Raw genomic sequence first — 15,396 nt, 5'->3', positions numbered from 1 at the left:
TTGGCACATTCGCTGCCTGCGGTTCCGGCTCAGGCCTTCGTTCGATCCCCTCGTCCAGGCCTCGCAGGCCTTGTCGCAGGCCGGTCGCCGCGGTCGCCGCGGTCGTCCCGGGTGAACGCCCGCGCACGCGGGACCAGCATGCCGACCTCCCGCCGGTAGCTGCGGTAGCGCTCGCCGAACTGCGCAAGCAGGTCGCGCTCCTCGAACGCGATGCCCACCAGGATGTAGACGCTCAGCCCGAGCGCGAACAGCAGCCGCCCCGCGGTCATCACCGGCACGCACCAGAGCCCCAGCAGCAGGCCCACGTAGAGCGGGTGCCGCACGTACCGATAGAACAGCGGCGTCCGGAACTCGACCTGCCGCGCCGGGCGTCGCATCAGGCCGTCGACCACCTGCCGCAGCCCGAACAGCTCGAAGTGGTCGATCAGGAAGGTGCTGACGACCACCACGACGCCCCCGAGACCGAACAGGCCCCACAGCAATGCCGTGGCGGCCTGGCTCTGGACGCGCCAGACGACGGGCGCGGTGATCGGCACCCAGAGCCAGAACATCAGCGCCAGCACGACGCAGGTGGCCACCACGAAAGTGCTGCGCTCCACCACCGCCGGCACCCTCAGCGTCCACCAGCGCTTGAAGCCGCGGCGCGCCATCACGCTGTGCTGGACGCCGAACAGCACCAGCAGCAGCACGTCGGTGGCCACGGCCTCGATCCAGCCGGCGCTCGCGCCGACATCGACCGACTTGGGAACGAACAGGTTGCCGCTGAAGCCGACGAAATACATCAGGGTCGCCATGCACGCCAGGTAGGCGGCCAGGCCGTAGAAAAATGCAGGCAGTGCGCGCACGGTGAACTCCTTGTTGCAGTGGGACACGCAACGTTAGGCGCAGGGCGTCCCTTGAACGTCCCCTGTGCAACGGCACCGCACCGGGCTATAAGACGCGCCATGCCCGGCCGCGACCGACCCGCCTCCGATGAAATGCCCGCCCTGGCGTTGCAGCTCTTCGGCACACCCGCGGCGGTGGTGCGCGGGCACGAGGTGCAGCTGCCGCTGCAGCGCGCCTTCGCGCTGCTGGCCTACCTGGCGTTGCATCACGGACCCGTGCCGCGGGCGCACCTGGCCGCGCTGCTCTGGCCGGATGCCGCACAGGCACTGGGCCGCGCCCGCCTGCGCAGGCTGGTCTACACGCTGGAGGCGACGCTGGGCTGCAAGGTGGTTGGCTCCGAAGGCGACGGCCTTGCGTTGCTCGCCGGAGCGGTCGAGACGGATGCGCTGCAGTTCGCCCGGTTCGCACGGCACGCCGTCGCCTCGCAGGCGCCGGCGGACGTCGAGCCCGACGAGGCCCGGCGCTGGATTTCGCTTGCACGCCGCCCGTTCCTGCAGGGCATCGCCTTCGAATCCGGGACGTTCGACGACTGGCTGAAGTCCCGTGGCATCGAGCACGAGCATCTTCTGCAACGGCTGATCGAACGCGTCGTCGATGCATTGGCCGGAAGCGGCGAGTTCGCGGCGGCACTGGAGCTGGCCGAGACGCTGCTGTCGCTCGATGCCTGCCGCGAGCCGAGCCACGTCCTCCTGATGCGGCTGCACGCCCTGCAGGGCCACAGCGCGGGTGTGGAGGCCGCCTACACGCGCTGTGCGGAAGTGCTGCGCGCGGAGTTCGGCATCCGTCCCGGCCCGCAGACCGAAGCGGCCTACCTGCGCATGACGCAAGACCTCCAGCGCTCGACCGCCCACCCCGTCGAGCGGCCGGGCGTGCGGTTCGCCGACAGCGCCGCCGGGGCGATTGCGTACACGGTGCTCGGTGCGGGCGAGCAGGCCATGGTCGTCTGCCCGGGGTTCGTGGGCCACATCGAACTCGCCCTGGAACATCCGCCGTTCCGCGCATGCGTGCAGGCGCTGGCCCGACGCTTCCGGGTGATCCTGTTCGACCGGCGCGGGCTCGGCCTGTCCGAGCGCCTCGGGGCCGCGAGCACCCCGGCCGCGCTGGCCCAGGACATCACCGCCATCCTCGACGACGCGAAGGTGCCGCGCGCCTGGCTCTTCGGGTCGTCCGAGGGCGGCCTGGGCGCGATGTGCCTGGCCGTGGACCGGCCGGACCGCGTCGCGGGGCTGTGCCTTTTCGGATCGCTGGCGCGGGGCTGCGCCGCGCCGGACTACCCGTGGGCCCTGCCCGCGGCCGCGTACGACGTCTGGCTCGCGCGGCTCGTGGCCGGATGGGGCGGGCCGGTGGGCATAGAGACATTCGCGCCGAGCGAGCAGGACGATGCGGCGTCGCGCGCCTGGTGGGCCCGCCTGGTGCGGCATGCCGCCTCTCCCGGTGGCCTGAAGGCCGTGCTGGACGGCCTGCGCAATGCCGACCTGCGACAGGAGCTGGCGCGCATCGCCGTGCCGACGCTCGTGATGCACCGGCGCGGCGACCGCGCGGTGCGGTTCGAAGCGGGCGAGCACCTGGCCGCGGCGATTCCAGGCGCGGTGTGGCATCCGCTCGACGGCGCCGACCACTTCTGGTGGAGCGGCGACAGCGCGCCGGTCATCGACGCGATCGTGAAGTTCGCCGGCCACTGAGCCGCGCGGCCGCCTGCGGATCAGGCCGTGGCGCCTCCGGCGCGTTCCGCCCGCTCATGCAGCCAGCGCAGCAGGCTGCCCTTGTCCATCGGCCTGGCGATGTAGTAGCCCTGCCCTTCGTCGCAGTCCATGGCCTGCAGCGCCTGCCAGGCCGCGGCGTCCTCGATGCCCTCGGCCAGCACGTGCAGGCCGAGCTTGCGGCCCAGCTGCGCGATCATCTCGGCGATGCGCGCGCCCTGCGTCTCGCCGAGCTGGCGCACGAAGGTGCCGTCGATCTTGATGCGGTCCAGCGGCAGCCGCTCCAGGTAGCTCAGCGACGAGTAGCCGGTGCCGAAGTCGTCGATGGCGATCGAGATGCCTTCCGCACGCAACGCCGCCAGCGTCGATTCCAGCAGCTGCGTGGGCAACGCGGCCACCGACTCGGTGATCTCCAGCTCCAGGTGATGGCCCTGCAGCCGGCTGTGCGACAGCGCCGCGCGCACGGTCTCGAAGAATCCCGGGTCCTGCAGCTGAACGGTCGAGACGTTGACGGCCATGCGCAGCGGTGCGCGGTCCGCGTCGAGCAGCTCGCGCATGGTCCGGCAGGCCGTGGACAGCACCCATTGCCCCAGCGCCACGATCAGGCCCGAATGCTCGGCCACCGGAATGAACCGGTCCGGCGGCACCAGGCTGCCGTCTTCGGCGCGCCAGCGCAGCAGCGCCTCGAGCCCCACCAGCGCGCGGGTGCCCAGGTTGAGCTGCGGCTGGTAGACCAGGAACAACTGCGCGTTGTCGATGGCGGCGCGCAAGTCGGACAGCAGGATGGCGCGCGCTCGCGCCTCGGCGCCCATGTGGGCCGAGTACTGCAGGTGCTGGCCCCGGTGGTCGCGCTTGGCGCGCTTCAGGGCCAGCGTGGCGTCCTTGACGAGGTCGATGCCGGCCTGCGGGTCTTCGGGAAGCAGCACGTAGCCGCAGGTCAGCGAGACCTTGTGCGGCACGCCGTCGACGTCCAGCGGCTGGCGCACGCATTCCAGCATCTGCTGCGGCGACACCTGCCCGATCGGCCCGAGCACGCCGAAGGTGTCGGCGCCCAGGCGGGCCAGCAGCACGTCGGCCGGCAATGCGCTGGTCAGGCGGCGGGCCACGGTCTGCAGCAGGCGGTCGCCGAAGCGGTGGCCCATCACGTCGTTGGTGGCGCTGAAGTCGTCGATGTCGACCAGCGCCAGGATGTGGTCGCGCATGCCTTCGCGCGCGCAGTCGTCGACCTTCTCGACGAAGTGCGTGCGGTTGGGCAGGCTCACCAGCGGGTCGTGGTACGCGGATTCGTGCAGCCGCTCCAGCAGGCCCCGGCGGTGCAGCAGCGTGCCGAGGTTGACGCTGAACACGTCCAGCAGTTGCCGGTCGAGGTCGCTGTGCAGTCCGGCGGTGTCGATGAAGACCGCCATGTCCTGCTCGTCCTTGCGGCCGATGTGCAGGGCCAGGCCGCCGTCCTCGCCGTAGACGTTGCCGCCTGCCACCAGCGCGCGGCGCAGCAGCTGCTGCACCGGCGCCTCGGGCACCGCGTCCAGCGGCAGGTCGATGAGGCGGGCGAAGCGGCCGGCCGCCGCCAGCACGCGGTGGCCGTGGTTCGCGCGGCCGGCGCGATCGCCGAGGTGCCCGTGAGCCGGCTGCAGGCCCTGCGCGCAGACCAGCCCGTCGCCCGCCGCGCCCAGCAGCGCGGTGAGCTGCGTGATGACGCCGCTGGCGAAGGCGCGCAGATCGGTCTCCTCCAGCAGCGAGGCGCTGGAGCGCACGATGAGCTCCAGCCCGCGGCTGTTGGCCTCGATGGCGCACAGCTGCTTGTACGAGCGCACCGCCGTGACCACCATGGCCAGCAGGCGGTCCTGCGTGAGCTCGGCCTTGGTCCGGTAGTCGTTGATGTCGTAGCGCAGCAGCGTGTCCAGCGCCGGCACGTGGCCGGGGCCGCCCGTGCGCAGCACGATGCGCGTGTTGCGCAGGCCGGCCGTGTGGCGGATGAAGTCGACCAGGTCGAGCCCGGCGCTCGCGCTTTCCGTCACCACGTCGAGGATGACCATGGCGAGCTCGCGCTCGCGCAGCACGATCGCACGCGCCTCCTCGCCCGAGTACGCATGCACGAACACCAGCGGCCGGTCGAACAGCGTGAGGCCCTGCAGCGCGGCACGCGCCGCGGCATGCACGCCGGCGTCCCGGTCGACCACCAGCACGCGCCAGTCGGGCGCGGCGGACGGGCCGGGCTCGCAGGCCAGCCAGTCCAGCTCGTTCTCCCGCTTCATGCGGACTGCGCGTGCACAGGCCCCGACGCGAGCGCCACCTGGTTGCGTCCGCCGCGCTTGGCTACATAGAGGGCTTCGTCGGCCAGGCCGTAGGCGTCGTCGAAGCTGCTGCCGCAGGGCATCCAGCTCACGCCGAAGCTGGCGGTGACGCTGCTGCCGTCGGGCAGCTCGAACGCGTAGGCCTCGATGGCATGCCGCAGGGCATGCGCGACCTGCCTGCAGGCGTCGCCGCCCTGCCCCGGCAGCACGACGGTGAATTCCTCGCCGCCGACGCGCCCGATCTGCGCCGCGGCCGGCACCTCGTCCTTCAGGCAGGTCACCACGCCCTGGATGACGCGGTCGCCCGTCGGGTGGCCGAAGCTGTCGTTGATGCGCTTGAAGTGGTCGATGTCCAGCACGATCAGCGCAAGGTCGTTGCGAACGAAGTGGCGGTTCACCAGTTCGATGATGGCCGCCCGGTTGAGCACGCCCGTCAGCGGATCGTGCGTGGCGCGGTACTCGAGTTCGGCCGCCAGGTCCTGCAGGCGCAGGTTCAGCTGGTTCATCTCGAGCTCGGCCCGGTCGCTGCGCCGCACCAGCCGGCGTGTCTCGCGCAGCAGCCGCTCGTACGCGCCGAGCAGGTCGCCCAGCGCCTGGCGGCAGGGTGCGGGCTCGTTCGTGGCACTGGTGGCACTGGTGGCGCAGGTGTCGTAGGCGGTGCGGGCGGCTTGCAGCGCCCGGCTCTCGGCCTCGAACAGATCGGGCGATGCGGCGGTGTCCATTTCAGGCCGGCTTCACTGGATGGCTGGCGAAGTCGATCGCGGGGAAGTCCTCGCTGAGCTCCTGGCCGAATTCGAGGATCGTGTCGTCGTCCTCGTCGTGATACCAGTTCAGGGCCACCTTGTTGCCCGCCTCCACCGCGTCGTTGAGCGCGGCGATCAGGTTGAACAGCATCTTGGTGCTGGAGCTGTTGAAGTAGGCCAATGCGATATTGACCTCGATATGGCTGCCGCTCTGCTCGGCCAGGTACGCCTTCAGGCGCGAGATCACCTCGCCGTAGAAGGCGGCGGCGTTCTCGGGATAGGACTCGCCCCGCAGGCTGAGCGTGCGGGTGTCGAACCTGAAGTCCACCTGGGGGGAGCTGGGCGTCGCGGCGATGTAGAGGTTTTCCATCTGTGATCTCGATTCGTGGCCTGGCTTGCGCGGGTTGGTTAGATGGCAGCCTTCAGGTAGAACACCGGGGCACCGCCGGCGCTGTCGGCAGCGTCGAAGTCGAACTCCAGCGGTTCCCTGGCGTCGCGGGCGACCGTGAGAAGCCCCATGCCCGCGCCCTTGCTGCCTTCTGGCGTTTCTTCGCGCAGCGTCTGCCGGTAGGCCTGCTTGATCTCTTCGAGCGTCATGCTGCGCAGCGCTTCCAGCTTCACGCGCAGCGCATCGGCGATCTCGGGCTCGACCGGGTTGGCGCACAGCAGCAGGAAGCCGCCGTCGCTCTCGCGGCGGATGCACACCGATCCGTGGCGCAGCTCGCCGCTGTCCAGGCTCGAGGCGGTCAGGGAGTCGGCCGAGTAATGAATGATGTTCTGCGCCATCTCGACGAACGACGAGAACAGCCTGCGCCGCGTCGGGCCGGCCACGCCGGCCACTTCGAGCTGCAGCTTCACGGCGTCGGACATGGCCGCCACGATGTGCTGCGAGAAATAGCCCACGTAATAGAAGATGACCTGGTGCTGGCGCGCCAGGTTGAAGAAGGAACCGTACTTGTCGGCGATCTGGGGGAAAGGCATGGGGGATTCCCGTGTCAGGTATCGGATGTCAGGTGCGGAAGCAGAAGAAGGTCAGGTCGTCGCGCCGGTGGTGCTCTCCCTGCCATGCCTGCAGGGCATCGAGCACCGCCCGGTTCACCTGCGCCGGCGTCTCTTCGCGGTGCGCGAGCAGCAGTTCGCGCACGCGCCGCTTGCCCAGCGCGATCGCGCGCGGACCGCCGACCTGGTCGATCAGCCCGTCGGTGCTCACGAAGACGAGGCTGCCCGCGGGCAGTGCCAGTTCCTGGTTGGTCCAGCTGAAGTCGAACTCGCTGTCCATGTAGCCCACGCCCTTGCGCTGCCCCTCGATCAGCTCCACGGCCTCCGCGCCGGGACGCAGCACGAACAGCGACAGGCGCGCGCCGGCGAACACCAGCCGGCCCTGCGCGGGTTCGAACCAGAAGCAGGCCGCATCCATGCCGTCGTCCGAACCGGGTGTGCCGTCTTGCTCGCCCATCTGGCCCAGCATCTGCTTGATGCTGCGGTTGACGCTGCCCAGCAGCCGCGCCGGATCGCGCGCGCCGTGCTGCTCGATGGCCTGGTTCAGGCTGGTGGAAGCGATCAGCGTCATGAACGCACCGGGAACGCCGTGCCCGGTGCAATCGGCCACCGTGGCGAACCAGCCCTCGGGCGCCGTGCTGAACTGGTAGAAGTCGCCGCCCACCACGTCGCGCGGCTCCCACACCAGGTGCCCTTCGGGACAGGCACGCGCCAGTGCGTCGAGCGAGCTGCGCAAGGTCGACTGCTGGATCACGCTGGCGTACTCGATGCTGTGCATGATCTCCCGGTTGCGCGACACCTGCAGGTCGGCCACCACGCGCATGAGCTGCAGCCCGTTGCCGACCCCCGCGAACTCGCCATCGCGCGTGATGATGAAGCCGTCGGACAGTGCTTTCTCGCCGTACTCCACGGTCCTGAAGGTGAGCGCCTCCAGGTCCAGCGCCGCATCGACCACCAGCGGGTCCTTGTCCATGAAGGCGATGCAGCTCTTCTTGCCGTAAAGCTCCACCCGGAAGGGCTTGCTCATCTGCGACATGAAGATGTTCCGGTTGATCAGCCCGATCGGCCTGTTGCCCTCCACCACCGGAAGCGTCACCAGCTCACGGTGCCGGTTGAAGACCTCCATCACCTTCTCATTCGTCTCCTCGACCGTCATGCAGGGCACCGTCGTGCAGAGGTCCCCGGCGCAGGGTTGGCGAAAACGAGGCCTGAAATCGCTCAAATATTCGGAGGTTTCGGGCATGGAGGCGGCATCTGGGTGAATAAATGTGAACTTATGTTATGTTTTTTGCGTTTCGTATCTGTGACAAAGCGGTGACGAAACCACATTGCCGCCCAATCCGGGCGAGCGCCGCCGAGCGGACCGCCCCAGGTCCGCCGGCCCACGTACTTTCCTGAAATTCAGCCCTTGGACAGCCGGCGGCGCGCCTTCACCGCCGAGGCCAGCCCTTCGAGCACCGGCACCGTCTGCCCGAAGCCGATGCAGGCATCGGTGATCGACACGCCGTGCTTCAGCGCAACGCCGGGCTTCAGGTCCTGGCGCCCTTCCTCGAGGTGGCTCTCGATCATGATCCCGGTGATGCGGCGATCGCCGGCCGCGATCTGCGCCGCCACGTCCTCGGCCACCACGATCTGCCGCTGGTGCTGCTTGCTGCTGTTGCCGTGCGACACATCGATCATCACCTGCGGCCGCAGGCCGTTCGCCAGCAGCGCCTGGCAGCTGGCCTCGACGTCCGCGGCCGAATAGTTGGGCGCCTTGCCGCCGCGCAGGATCACGTGGCAGTCGTCGTTGCCGCGGGTCTCGAAGATCGCCGCCATGCCCATCTTGGTCATGCCCATGAAGGCATGCGGCGCGCGGGCCGCAAGAATGGCGTCGGCCGCCACCTTCACGCTGCCGTCCGTGCCGTTCTTGAACCCGACCGGGCAGCTCAGGCCCGACGCCAGCTGCCGATGGCTCTGGCTCTCGGTGGTGCGCGCGCCGATCGCGCCCCAGGCGATCAGGTCGGCGATGAACTGCGGGCTCAGCAGGTCGAGGAACTCCGTGCCCGTCGGCAGGCCCAGCGTGGTCAGCTCCAGCAGCAGGCGCCGCGCGCGTTCCAGGCCTTCGTTGATGGCGAAACTGCCATCGAGGTGCGGGTCGTTAATGTAGCCCTTCCAGCCCACGGTGGTGCGCGGCTTCTCGAAATAGGCACGCATCACGATCAGCAGGTCGTCCTGCAGCGAATCGGCCACCTTCTTCAGGCGCTGTGCGTATTCGATGGCCTGGTCGTGGTCATGGATGGAGCATGGTCCCACCACCACCACCAGACGGTCGTCGCGCCCGTGCAGCACGTCCGCGATTTCAGCGCGGCTGCGCTCCACCAGCGCCAGCGTGTTGTCGCGCACCGGCACGCGCTCCTGCAGCAGCGCGGGCGTCATGAGGGGGCGAACGGCGCCGATGCGCACGTCGTCGATGCGCGTGGTGTCCAGCGTGCTGTCGCGGGAGCCGATTTCGGCGTCGTGAAGGGGGTCGTCGAGGCGGGGCATGGTCGTGGGCCTGGTCTGGGTCTGGTCGTGATGGTGAACGGAGCGTCTCGCGCCGATTGTCGTCTCGAAGAACGGGGCGCAAGCGCCCCGCGGCGGGCTTGCCGCTAGCCCGTCAGAGCCTCGCACCGGCTTTCGATGCGGGCGTGCAGCAGCCCGAGCGCGGCGCACACCAGCCGCTGCAGCGCGCTGCGCTGGGCCGCATCGAAGAGCGGCGCGGGGTCTGCATCGGACAACGCGGCTTCTTGCCGGTCTTCGTCCCACGCGAGGAGCTGCGAGAGCGTCTGCACGCCCTGCACCACGTCGCGTGCGTCGTTGAGAAACTCAGCCTGGCTTCGCAGGGAAGCATCGAGCCCGTCGCCCTCGATCCATTCGAAGGGTCTGAACTGGGGTGCCGGGCGACGAGGCGCGGTCGAAGAAGAAGCGTGGGCCATGGGCCTCCAAGGATGTCGATTTGCAACAACCGACGCACTCGCTTCCCAACGAGGGCGGCAGCTCGAACGGGTAGGAAGACCGGGACATCCTTGCGGAAACCGGCAGGGCGCGAGCCCTCCCGCTCGAGCCGCCTAAAAAAGGAGCGCGAACGAAAAAGCCGCAGACCATGTGCGGTGACTGCGGCTTTCGTCGCAGGATGTCAGCGGGCTTCCCAACCCGGCCCCGCTCATCACGAGGCAGGGGCAATGTACGCGTTCTACAAAAAGCCCGTCAAGTCGAGGGGCGGGCGCGAGATGCTTGTGAAGGCCGTACCGGCGCCGCCACTGGCACCGGCATCGAGGTTGCACCGCAACCAGGACATTGAAGACAATAGATGCTTCAAACAAGCCAACGATCCGGCCGATCAGTCGCGCCCTTTCACCTACAACCTATCGGATGACTGAAGCCGAGCTCCTGCAACTGCTGGCACGCGGCGAAGACAGCCGCCACCAATTCAAACGCGATGCCACCAACGCCGACAGTCTGGCGGCCGAACTGGCGGCACTGGCCAACAGTGGTGGCGGAAGTCTGTTCATCGGCGTGGCCGACAACGCAAGCGTCACAGGATTGGATGCCCTTGCCGTGCGGCGGCTCAACCAGTTGATCAGCAATACCGCCAGCCAGCACATCCGCCCGCCATTGAGCCCCATCAGCCACAACGTGCAGACCGCACAAGGTCTGGTCATGGTGGTGCAGGTACCCGACGGCCTGAACAAGCCCTACATGGACCTTCAAGGCCGGGTATGGGTCAAAAGCGGTGCCGACAAGCGCCATGTGACGGCGCGCGAGGAAATGCAACGCATGTTCCAGCGCGCGGGCTTGCTGCAGGTCGACCAGGTACCTGTGCGCCATGGCTCGATCAGCGACATCGACGATCGCGCCTTCGCCCGTTATTTCGAGCGCCGTTATGGCGAGAGCCAAGGACAGGCCGGGTTGTCGCTGGCGCAGCTGATGGAAAACCTGCAACTGGCGCAGGACGGAGTGCCCAACTTGGCGGGGCTGTTGCTCTTTGGCAAGCACCCGCAAAGGCTGCTGCAGGTCTGCCAGATCGGCGCCGTGTGGTTTCCGGGCACTTACCTGGGCGACACGCGCTACCTCGACAGCGAGAACATCGACGGCACGCTGGAGGAGCAGTTCCAGCGCGGCATGGCATTCCTCAAGCGCAGCCTGCACCATGTTCAGGCTGGCAGGGGCTTCAATACGCTGGGGCAGTTGGAGATACCGGAAGAGGCTTTGGTGGAATTGCTGGTCAATGCGCTGGTGCACCGTGATTTCCTTGTGAGCGCCACGATTCGGTTGTTCGTATTCACCGATCGCGTGGAGATCATCAGCCCAGGACATCTGCCGGACAGCCTGACTCCAGAGCAGATTCGCACTGGTGTCTCCAACCGCCGCAACAGGGTGCTGGCCGAGCATGCGGCGCACATCCTGCCGTACCGGGGGCTGGGCACGGGGGTGCCACGAGCTCTGGGAGCCTGGCCGAGGATCGATCTCGTGGACGAGCGCGATGCCAACCAGTTCCGGGCCATCGTTTGGCGGACGGTGAGCGCATCGGTCACCCCCGAAGTCACCCCCGAAGTCACCCCCGAAGTCACCCCCGAAGTCTTGCGCCTGTTGCAGGTGCTGAACGGCGAGAAGAGCCGCACCGAGATCATGGCTGCTCTCGGGCTGAAGGACGAAAAGCACTTTCGCGAGCGGTACCTGCAAGCCGCCATGGCGCGGGGCCTGGTTGCCATGACCATCCCCGACAGGCCCAGGAGCCGCCTGCAGCGTTATCGCATCACCGCCGCCGGGCAAACATGCTTGCATGCGCACTTGCCCCAGGAATAAGCCCATGCCGCCAGCCCCGTGGACCGGCGTTGGGCGCAACGACAGAGCTGCGTAAAAAGATCGATGGCTGTGGCATTCGAAACATGGTCAAGACAGGCTGTTGATTCTTTCCGCGACCGGCGGTCCGTCGACAGACACTGGAAGGCTGACCTTTTCGCCATAACCCTTGATCCGGGCATCAGAAGCAGCACATGCACGCCAGAGCCCACCCATCGAAGAAACAAAGAAGCCAATGAAAACCATCGACGAGATGCTGAATCTCGACCTGCTCACGCCCGACCAGCACCATCAGATCGGCGCCTGGATCGCGCGCGCCAACTCACCCGAAGAAATCCTGCAGATGCCCTCTGCACTCTGGCAAGCCGTGGAACGCGCCAGCGAGGTCATGGGCATCGACGCAGACCTGACCCGGCCGCCAGCACTCGACGCCGGCGGCGCCAACTAGCCACACCGACCTTGCACGCCTCACGCGCTTACACGTTTACACGCTCAACTGCCGCCTGCTCGACCAGAGGCTGACAAGCGCATCGAGCTCCGTGGGATAGAGCCGGTCGGGGCGCACGCATCCTTCCGCGACCACCACCAGGCTGCCGAGCGAAGCCTGCCAGCAGTTCTCGGAGAACTGCCTGAAGTGGCCGAGGCAGACATAGCCGAACGGCGCGGACAGGGAGAAATCGCACCGCCGCAGCAGCATGCCGTCGCTGCGCGCGCCTTCGACCTCCTTCGTCGACACGAGCACGTGCACACCATCGTCCTGGATGATGTTCTGCCTTGGCAGGATGGCCAAGAGCGGAGACGGGCGGTGAGGATGGGAATCGGGCATGACAGTCGATGTATCGGCAGCCGATGCCGGAATCTGAAGGCCGCGCCGGCGGGATCAGGGTTAGCACCCGCTTCGGGGCGCCCCGGAAGGCAACGAGCCAAAGGCTGACACCGTCGTTGCGGACAGGCCGTCAGATGGCGAACGCCACGCTGATAGAACCGGGCTTTCACCGGCATGCGCGCAGTTCGTGCGCGCGGCCGATCACGGGAGAGTTCCGATGTCCGAGACCCACAAGGCCATCCTGCAGAAGGCCAACGAGGCCATCACGCGGGGCGACTACGAAGGATTCCTGGCGTTCTGCACCGAGGACACGCGATGGACCTTCGTGGGCGAAACCGTGCTCGACGGCAAGCAGGCCGTTCGCGAATGGATGGCCGCCACCTACAAGGAGCCGCCCCGCTTCGAGGTGCACCGCCTGATCGCCGATGGCGACTCACTGGCCGCGGTCGGCGAGATCACGCTGAAGGACGAAACGGGCAAGGCCACGCGCAGCGCGTACTGCGATGTGTGGCGCTTGCGCGATGGCAAGCTGGCCGACCTGCAGGCCTTCGTGGTCGACGCCCGGCGGGAAGACGAATCGCCGGCGCGAGAGGGCTGAGGGGCTGATCCCGGTTCGCCCCTTCGCGCCGCGCCTCGCTCAATACGCGCCCGGCGGCTCCGGCTTGCGGAACAGCTTGTAGCGCGTGGCGCCCAGCAGATGCCCCAGCGGCGCCTTCAGGGTGTCGCGCAAGGCCGAGGTGCCCGGCGCGGCCGGCGAGATCTTCAGCGCCCTGCGCAGGAAGCGGTTGGCCTGGTACACCTGCGCGTGGCGCCGGGTGACCGAGGTGTAGAACGCGACGCCCAGCGACACCGACACGCCGTTGTCGGCGGTGACCCAGTCGGGCTCGGAACGCGTCATGTGCGGCGAGGTGCTCGGAAAGTAGATGCCGTCGCCCGGCGCTGTGTCGAAGTGATGGCCGCGCGCGCGGTACTCGTCCTTCAGTCGCACGCCTTCGAGCGTGCGGCCGACGATGAAATCTTCCACGGCCGGGGCACTGACCACCGTGCGGTCGTCGCGGTTCCACACGCTCATGGTCTTGCGGCCGTGCAGCTGCAGCCAGAAGTTGTTCTCCCGGTCGATGTGGAACGGCGTGACCGAAGGCGGCGCCGACAGGAAAATGAAGCCCGTGACCAGGAACACCCCCGGCTGTTCGCGCTCGATGTTCGGCCGCACGGTGTCGATGATCTTCTGCAGCAGGGCGGCATAGACCGGGTGCGTCTCGATGTTGTAGAGCGCCACCCACGACTTCGGCTCGTGGATGCGCTCGAACACCTCGTCGATGCTCTTGCCCAGCGGGTCCTTCGGATCGTGCTCGAAGTTCGACGCCTGCGTGATGCCCGGCCGCACGAAACGGCACTGCTTCAGCGGCGACAGGTACTTGGCCAGTTCGGCCAGCGCCGACAGCTGCAGCAACGGGTGCTCATGGAAATCGTGCTTCAACCGGTTGATCCGGTTCATGCTGAAGTCCGGCTCCAAAGGCCAGACACGGTATCCAGGACGTGAAGCCTGAATGGGCAGCCGTGCGGGGGCGACCGCGAACGGGTCAGGATGCGCTGAGCGCAGTTGCGTAAGCATGGTCTCTCTCCAGTGTTGTTTTAATACTGGAGAGAAGGCTAGACGTAACAGGAAACGGCGCAAATCCCCTGGTTTCGAGGCGCCTTTGCAACAAATGAAACTTCATGCGTCGCCAATGACGGTCGTGCGGCTGGCTGCGGCCATCGCTGGCGCGCCATGGCGGCCGGCCGCGGTTGCCTGCTTGCAGGCCGGCCTCAGACGAATTGCAGATCCTTCGGCGCGACCCCGTCGAAGACACGGCCCAGCTGCGCCGGCGACAGGCCGTACATCCGCTGGAACAAGCCGCCGAACACCGCGCGGTACTCGTTGAGCACCGGCCAGTCGCGGTTCTGGAACAGCGTGGCCTGCGTCAGGGCCTGCTGCTCGCCCACCACGCGCCCGCCGGCCTGCGCCGCGAGCCCGCCGCCGAGCACCCAGTACACGGTGCCATGCCCGTGGTCGGTGCCGCGATTGCCGTTCTCGCGGAAAGTGCGGCCGAACTCGCTGATGACGACCACCACGGTCTGGCGCCATGCGTCTTCGCCCATTTCCTGCGCGAAGCCGGCCACGCCGCGGCCCAGTTCCTCGAAACGGTTGGCCAGATAGCCGGTGGCGGCGCCCTGCCCCACGTGCGTGTCCCAGCCGCCGACGTCGACGAAGCCCAGGTCGAAGCGGTCGCGCATCAGGAGCGCCATGCGCCGCGCGACCAGCTCGAAGCCCTTCGCGCTCATGGCGTTGCGGCTGGCGGCGTCCATCTCGGCCTGCACGGCGCGCATGACCTCGTCGCGCACCTGGAAGCCCTCGGCCACGGGTTGCGCGAGCGAGGTGTTGCGGTACATGGCCGCGATGACCTGGCTCTGGCGTGCGTCGATCCCCGGGCGCGCGTTGCCTGCGAGCGCCATGTTGGCGGTCCTGGCATCGCCGCGCATCGAGACCGGCAGCTGGTCGGTGAAGGCGATCGGCGACACGTCGGTGATCGGGCCCGCGCCGAGCACGCCCGCCAGGCGGTTGAGGAAGCCCGAGCGGTAGTCGCGCCGCCGGTCGAGCGCCTGCCCGAGTTCGATGGAGTCCTGCGTCTCGAAGTGGCTGCGCGTGAGGTCGTCCGTGCCGGCGAAGGCGATGAACGCGGCCTGCTTCTGCTGGAAGAGCGGCATCACGCTCTGCGCGAGCGCGGGGTGCAGGCCCCAGTCGCTGTCGAGCGGCAGTGCCCCGTTGGCCGCGCCGGGACGCGCGATCGCGATGTTGGGGCGCGAGGCGTAGTAGAAGTCGCTCGAGATGGGCACCAGCAGGCTGTTGCAGTCGTAGGCGCCGCGCAGGAACACGACGAGCAGCTTGGCGCCTTCGGCGGCCGGCGCGGCCATGAGCCGGCCCGCAGCACCTGCGAAGGGGGCTGCGGCCATGAGTTTCAAGAGGTCTCTGCGTTGCATGACGTGTCCTTTCTACGCATTGCTCCTTCCCCCTCTGAGGGAAGGTTGGATGGGGGCACGACGGCCTTCACAACCGTCGCGGCGCTTCATCGAACGCCGCTTGC

General features: G+C 68.0%; 16 protein-coding genes. 5 read left to right on the top strand and 11 right to left on the bottom strand.

The genetic code is table 11. The annotated features are described in order from the left end of the window. Positions 1-29: 29 nt before the first annotated feature. Positions 30-845 (bottom strand): methanethiol S-methyltransferase, encoded by an 816-nt coding sequence (gene mddA / locus AACL56_RS32335; RefSeq protein ID WP_339094498.1) that lies wholly within the window; start codon positions 843-845, stop codon positions 30-32. Between the two features lie 99 nt (positions 846-944). Between mddA and AACL56_RS32330 the strand changes: the two genes are divergently transcribed. Then, positions 945-2,567 (top strand): alpha/beta hydrolase, encoded by a 1,623-nt coding sequence (locus AACL56_RS32330; protein ID WP_339094496.1) that lies wholly within the window; start codon positions 945-947, stop codon positions 2,565-2,567. A 20-nt stretch (positions 2,568-2,587) separates the two neighbouring features. Here AACL56_RS32330 and AACL56_RS32325 read toward each other — a convergent pair whose 3' ends face one another. The 7 genes from AACL56_RS32325 to AACL56_RS32295 form a co-directional block, all read right to left on the bottom strand. Continuing rightward, positions 2,588-4,840 carry a putative bifunctional diguanylate cyclase/phosphodiesterase gene (locus AACL56_RS32325; protein WP_339094494.1) on the bottom strand — a complete coding sequence of 751 codons (2,253 nt, stop codon included), beginning with the start codon at positions 4,838-4,840 and terminating at the stop codon, positions 2,588-2,590. Further along, on the bottom strand, positions 4,837-5,601 hold the full coding sequence (locus AACL56_RS32320; RefSeq protein WP_339094492.1) for a GGDEF domain-containing protein: 765 nt from the start codon (positions 5,599-5,601) through the stop codon (positions 4,837-4,839). The genes AACL56_RS32325 and AACL56_RS32320 overlap by 4 nt, the downstream gene beginning before the upstream one ends. A 1-nt stretch (position 5,602) precedes the next feature. After that, positions 5,603-5,992, bottom strand: coding sequence for a DUF1987 domain-containing protein (locus AACL56_RS32315; RefSeq protein ID WP_339094490.1), 390 nt, complete (start codon positions 5,990-5,992; stop codon positions 5,603-5,605). Between the two features lie 38 nt (positions 5,993-6,030). Next, on the bottom strand, positions 6,031-6,603 hold the full coding sequence (locus AACL56_RS32310) for a SiaB family protein kinase (protein ID WP_339094488.1): 573 nt from the start codon (positions 6,601-6,603) through the stop codon (positions 6,031-6,033). Between the two features lie 28 nt (positions 6,604-6,631). Further along, positions 6,632-7,864 (bottom strand): SpoIIE family protein phosphatase, encoded by a 1,233-nt coding sequence (locus AACL56_RS32305; RefSeq protein WP_339094486.1) that lies wholly within the window; start codon positions 7,862-7,864, stop codon positions 6,632-6,634. A gap of 158 nt (positions 7,865-8,022) precedes the next feature. Then, a complete protein-coding gene (locus AACL56_RS32300) occupies positions 8,023-9,147 on the bottom strand; it encodes a 3-deoxy-7-phosphoheptulonate synthase (protein ID WP_339094484.1) in 1,125 nt (374 codons plus the stop codon). 104 nt (positions 9,148-9,251) lie between these two features. After that, a complete protein-coding gene (locus AACL56_RS32295) occupies positions 9,252-9,578 on the bottom strand; it encodes a hypothetical protein (protein ID WP_339094482.1) in 327 nt (108 codons plus the stop codon). A gap of 246 nt (positions 9,579-9,824) precedes the next feature. Here AACL56_RS32295 and AACL56_RS32290 point away from each other — a divergent pair, with 246 nt between their 5' ends. From AACL56_RS32290 to AACL56_RS32280, 3 genes are all read left to right on the top strand, one after another. Then, on the top strand, positions 9,825-10,022 hold the full coding sequence (locus tag AACL56_RS32290; RefSeq protein WP_339094479.1) for a hypothetical protein: 198 nt from the start codon (positions 9,825-9,827) through the stop codon (positions 10,020-10,022). Beyond that, entirely contained in the window at positions 10,015-11,448 is a 1,434-nt protein-coding gene (locus tag AACL56_RS32285) for a Fic family protein (protein WP_339094477.1), read from the top strand. Before AACL56_RS32290 ends, AACL56_RS32285 begins: the two co-directional genes overlap by 8 nt. 232 nt (positions 11,449-11,680) lie before the next feature. Then, positions 11,681-11,893, top strand: a complete 213-nt coding sequence (locus AACL56_RS32280; RefSeq protein ID WP_339094475.1) for a hypothetical protein — start codon at positions 11,681-11,683, stop codon at positions 11,891-11,893. Positions 11,894-11,929: 36 nt separating this feature from the next. Here the strand turns inward: AACL56_RS32280 and AACL56_RS32275 are convergent, their stop codons facing one another. Beyond that, on the bottom strand, positions 11,930-12,271 hold the full coding sequence (locus tag AACL56_RS32275; RefSeq protein WP_339094473.1) for a hypothetical protein: 342 nt from the start codon (positions 12,269-12,271) through the stop codon (positions 11,930-11,932). Between the two features lie 217 nt (positions 12,272-12,488). On the opposite strand from AACL56_RS32275, the gene AACL56_RS32270 reads away from it, so the two are divergent. Continuing rightward, positions 12,489-12,869, top strand: coding sequence for a nuclear transport factor 2 family protein (locus tag AACL56_RS32270; protein ID WP_339094471.1), 381 nt, complete (start codon positions 12,489-12,491; stop codon positions 12,867-12,869). 39 nt (positions 12,870-12,908) lie between these two features. Here AACL56_RS32270 and AACL56_RS32265 read toward each other — a convergent pair whose 3' ends face one another. Next, positions 12,909-13,769, bottom strand: coding sequence for a cupin (locus AACL56_RS32265; protein ID WP_339094469.1), 861 nt, complete (start codon positions 13,767-13,769; stop codon positions 12,909-12,911). 311 nt (positions 13,770-14,080) lie between these two features. Further along, positions 14,081-15,292, bottom strand: a complete 1,212-nt coding sequence (locus tag AACL56_RS32260; protein ID WP_339094467.1) for a DUF1501 domain-containing protein — start codon at positions 15,290-15,292, stop codon at positions 14,081-14,083. Positions 15,293-15,396: the final 104 nt, after the last annotated feature.

The sequence above is a fragment of the Variovorax paradoxus genome (genome assembly GCF_902712855.1).
GTDB classification, from domain to species: domain Bacteria; phylum Pseudomonadota; class Gammaproteobacteria; order Burkholderiales; family Burkholderiaceae_C; genus Variovorax; species Variovorax paradoxus_Q.
The sequence above is the reverse complement of the archived record's forward strand: the minus strand, read 5'-3'. Positions and strand labels throughout refer to the sequence as shown.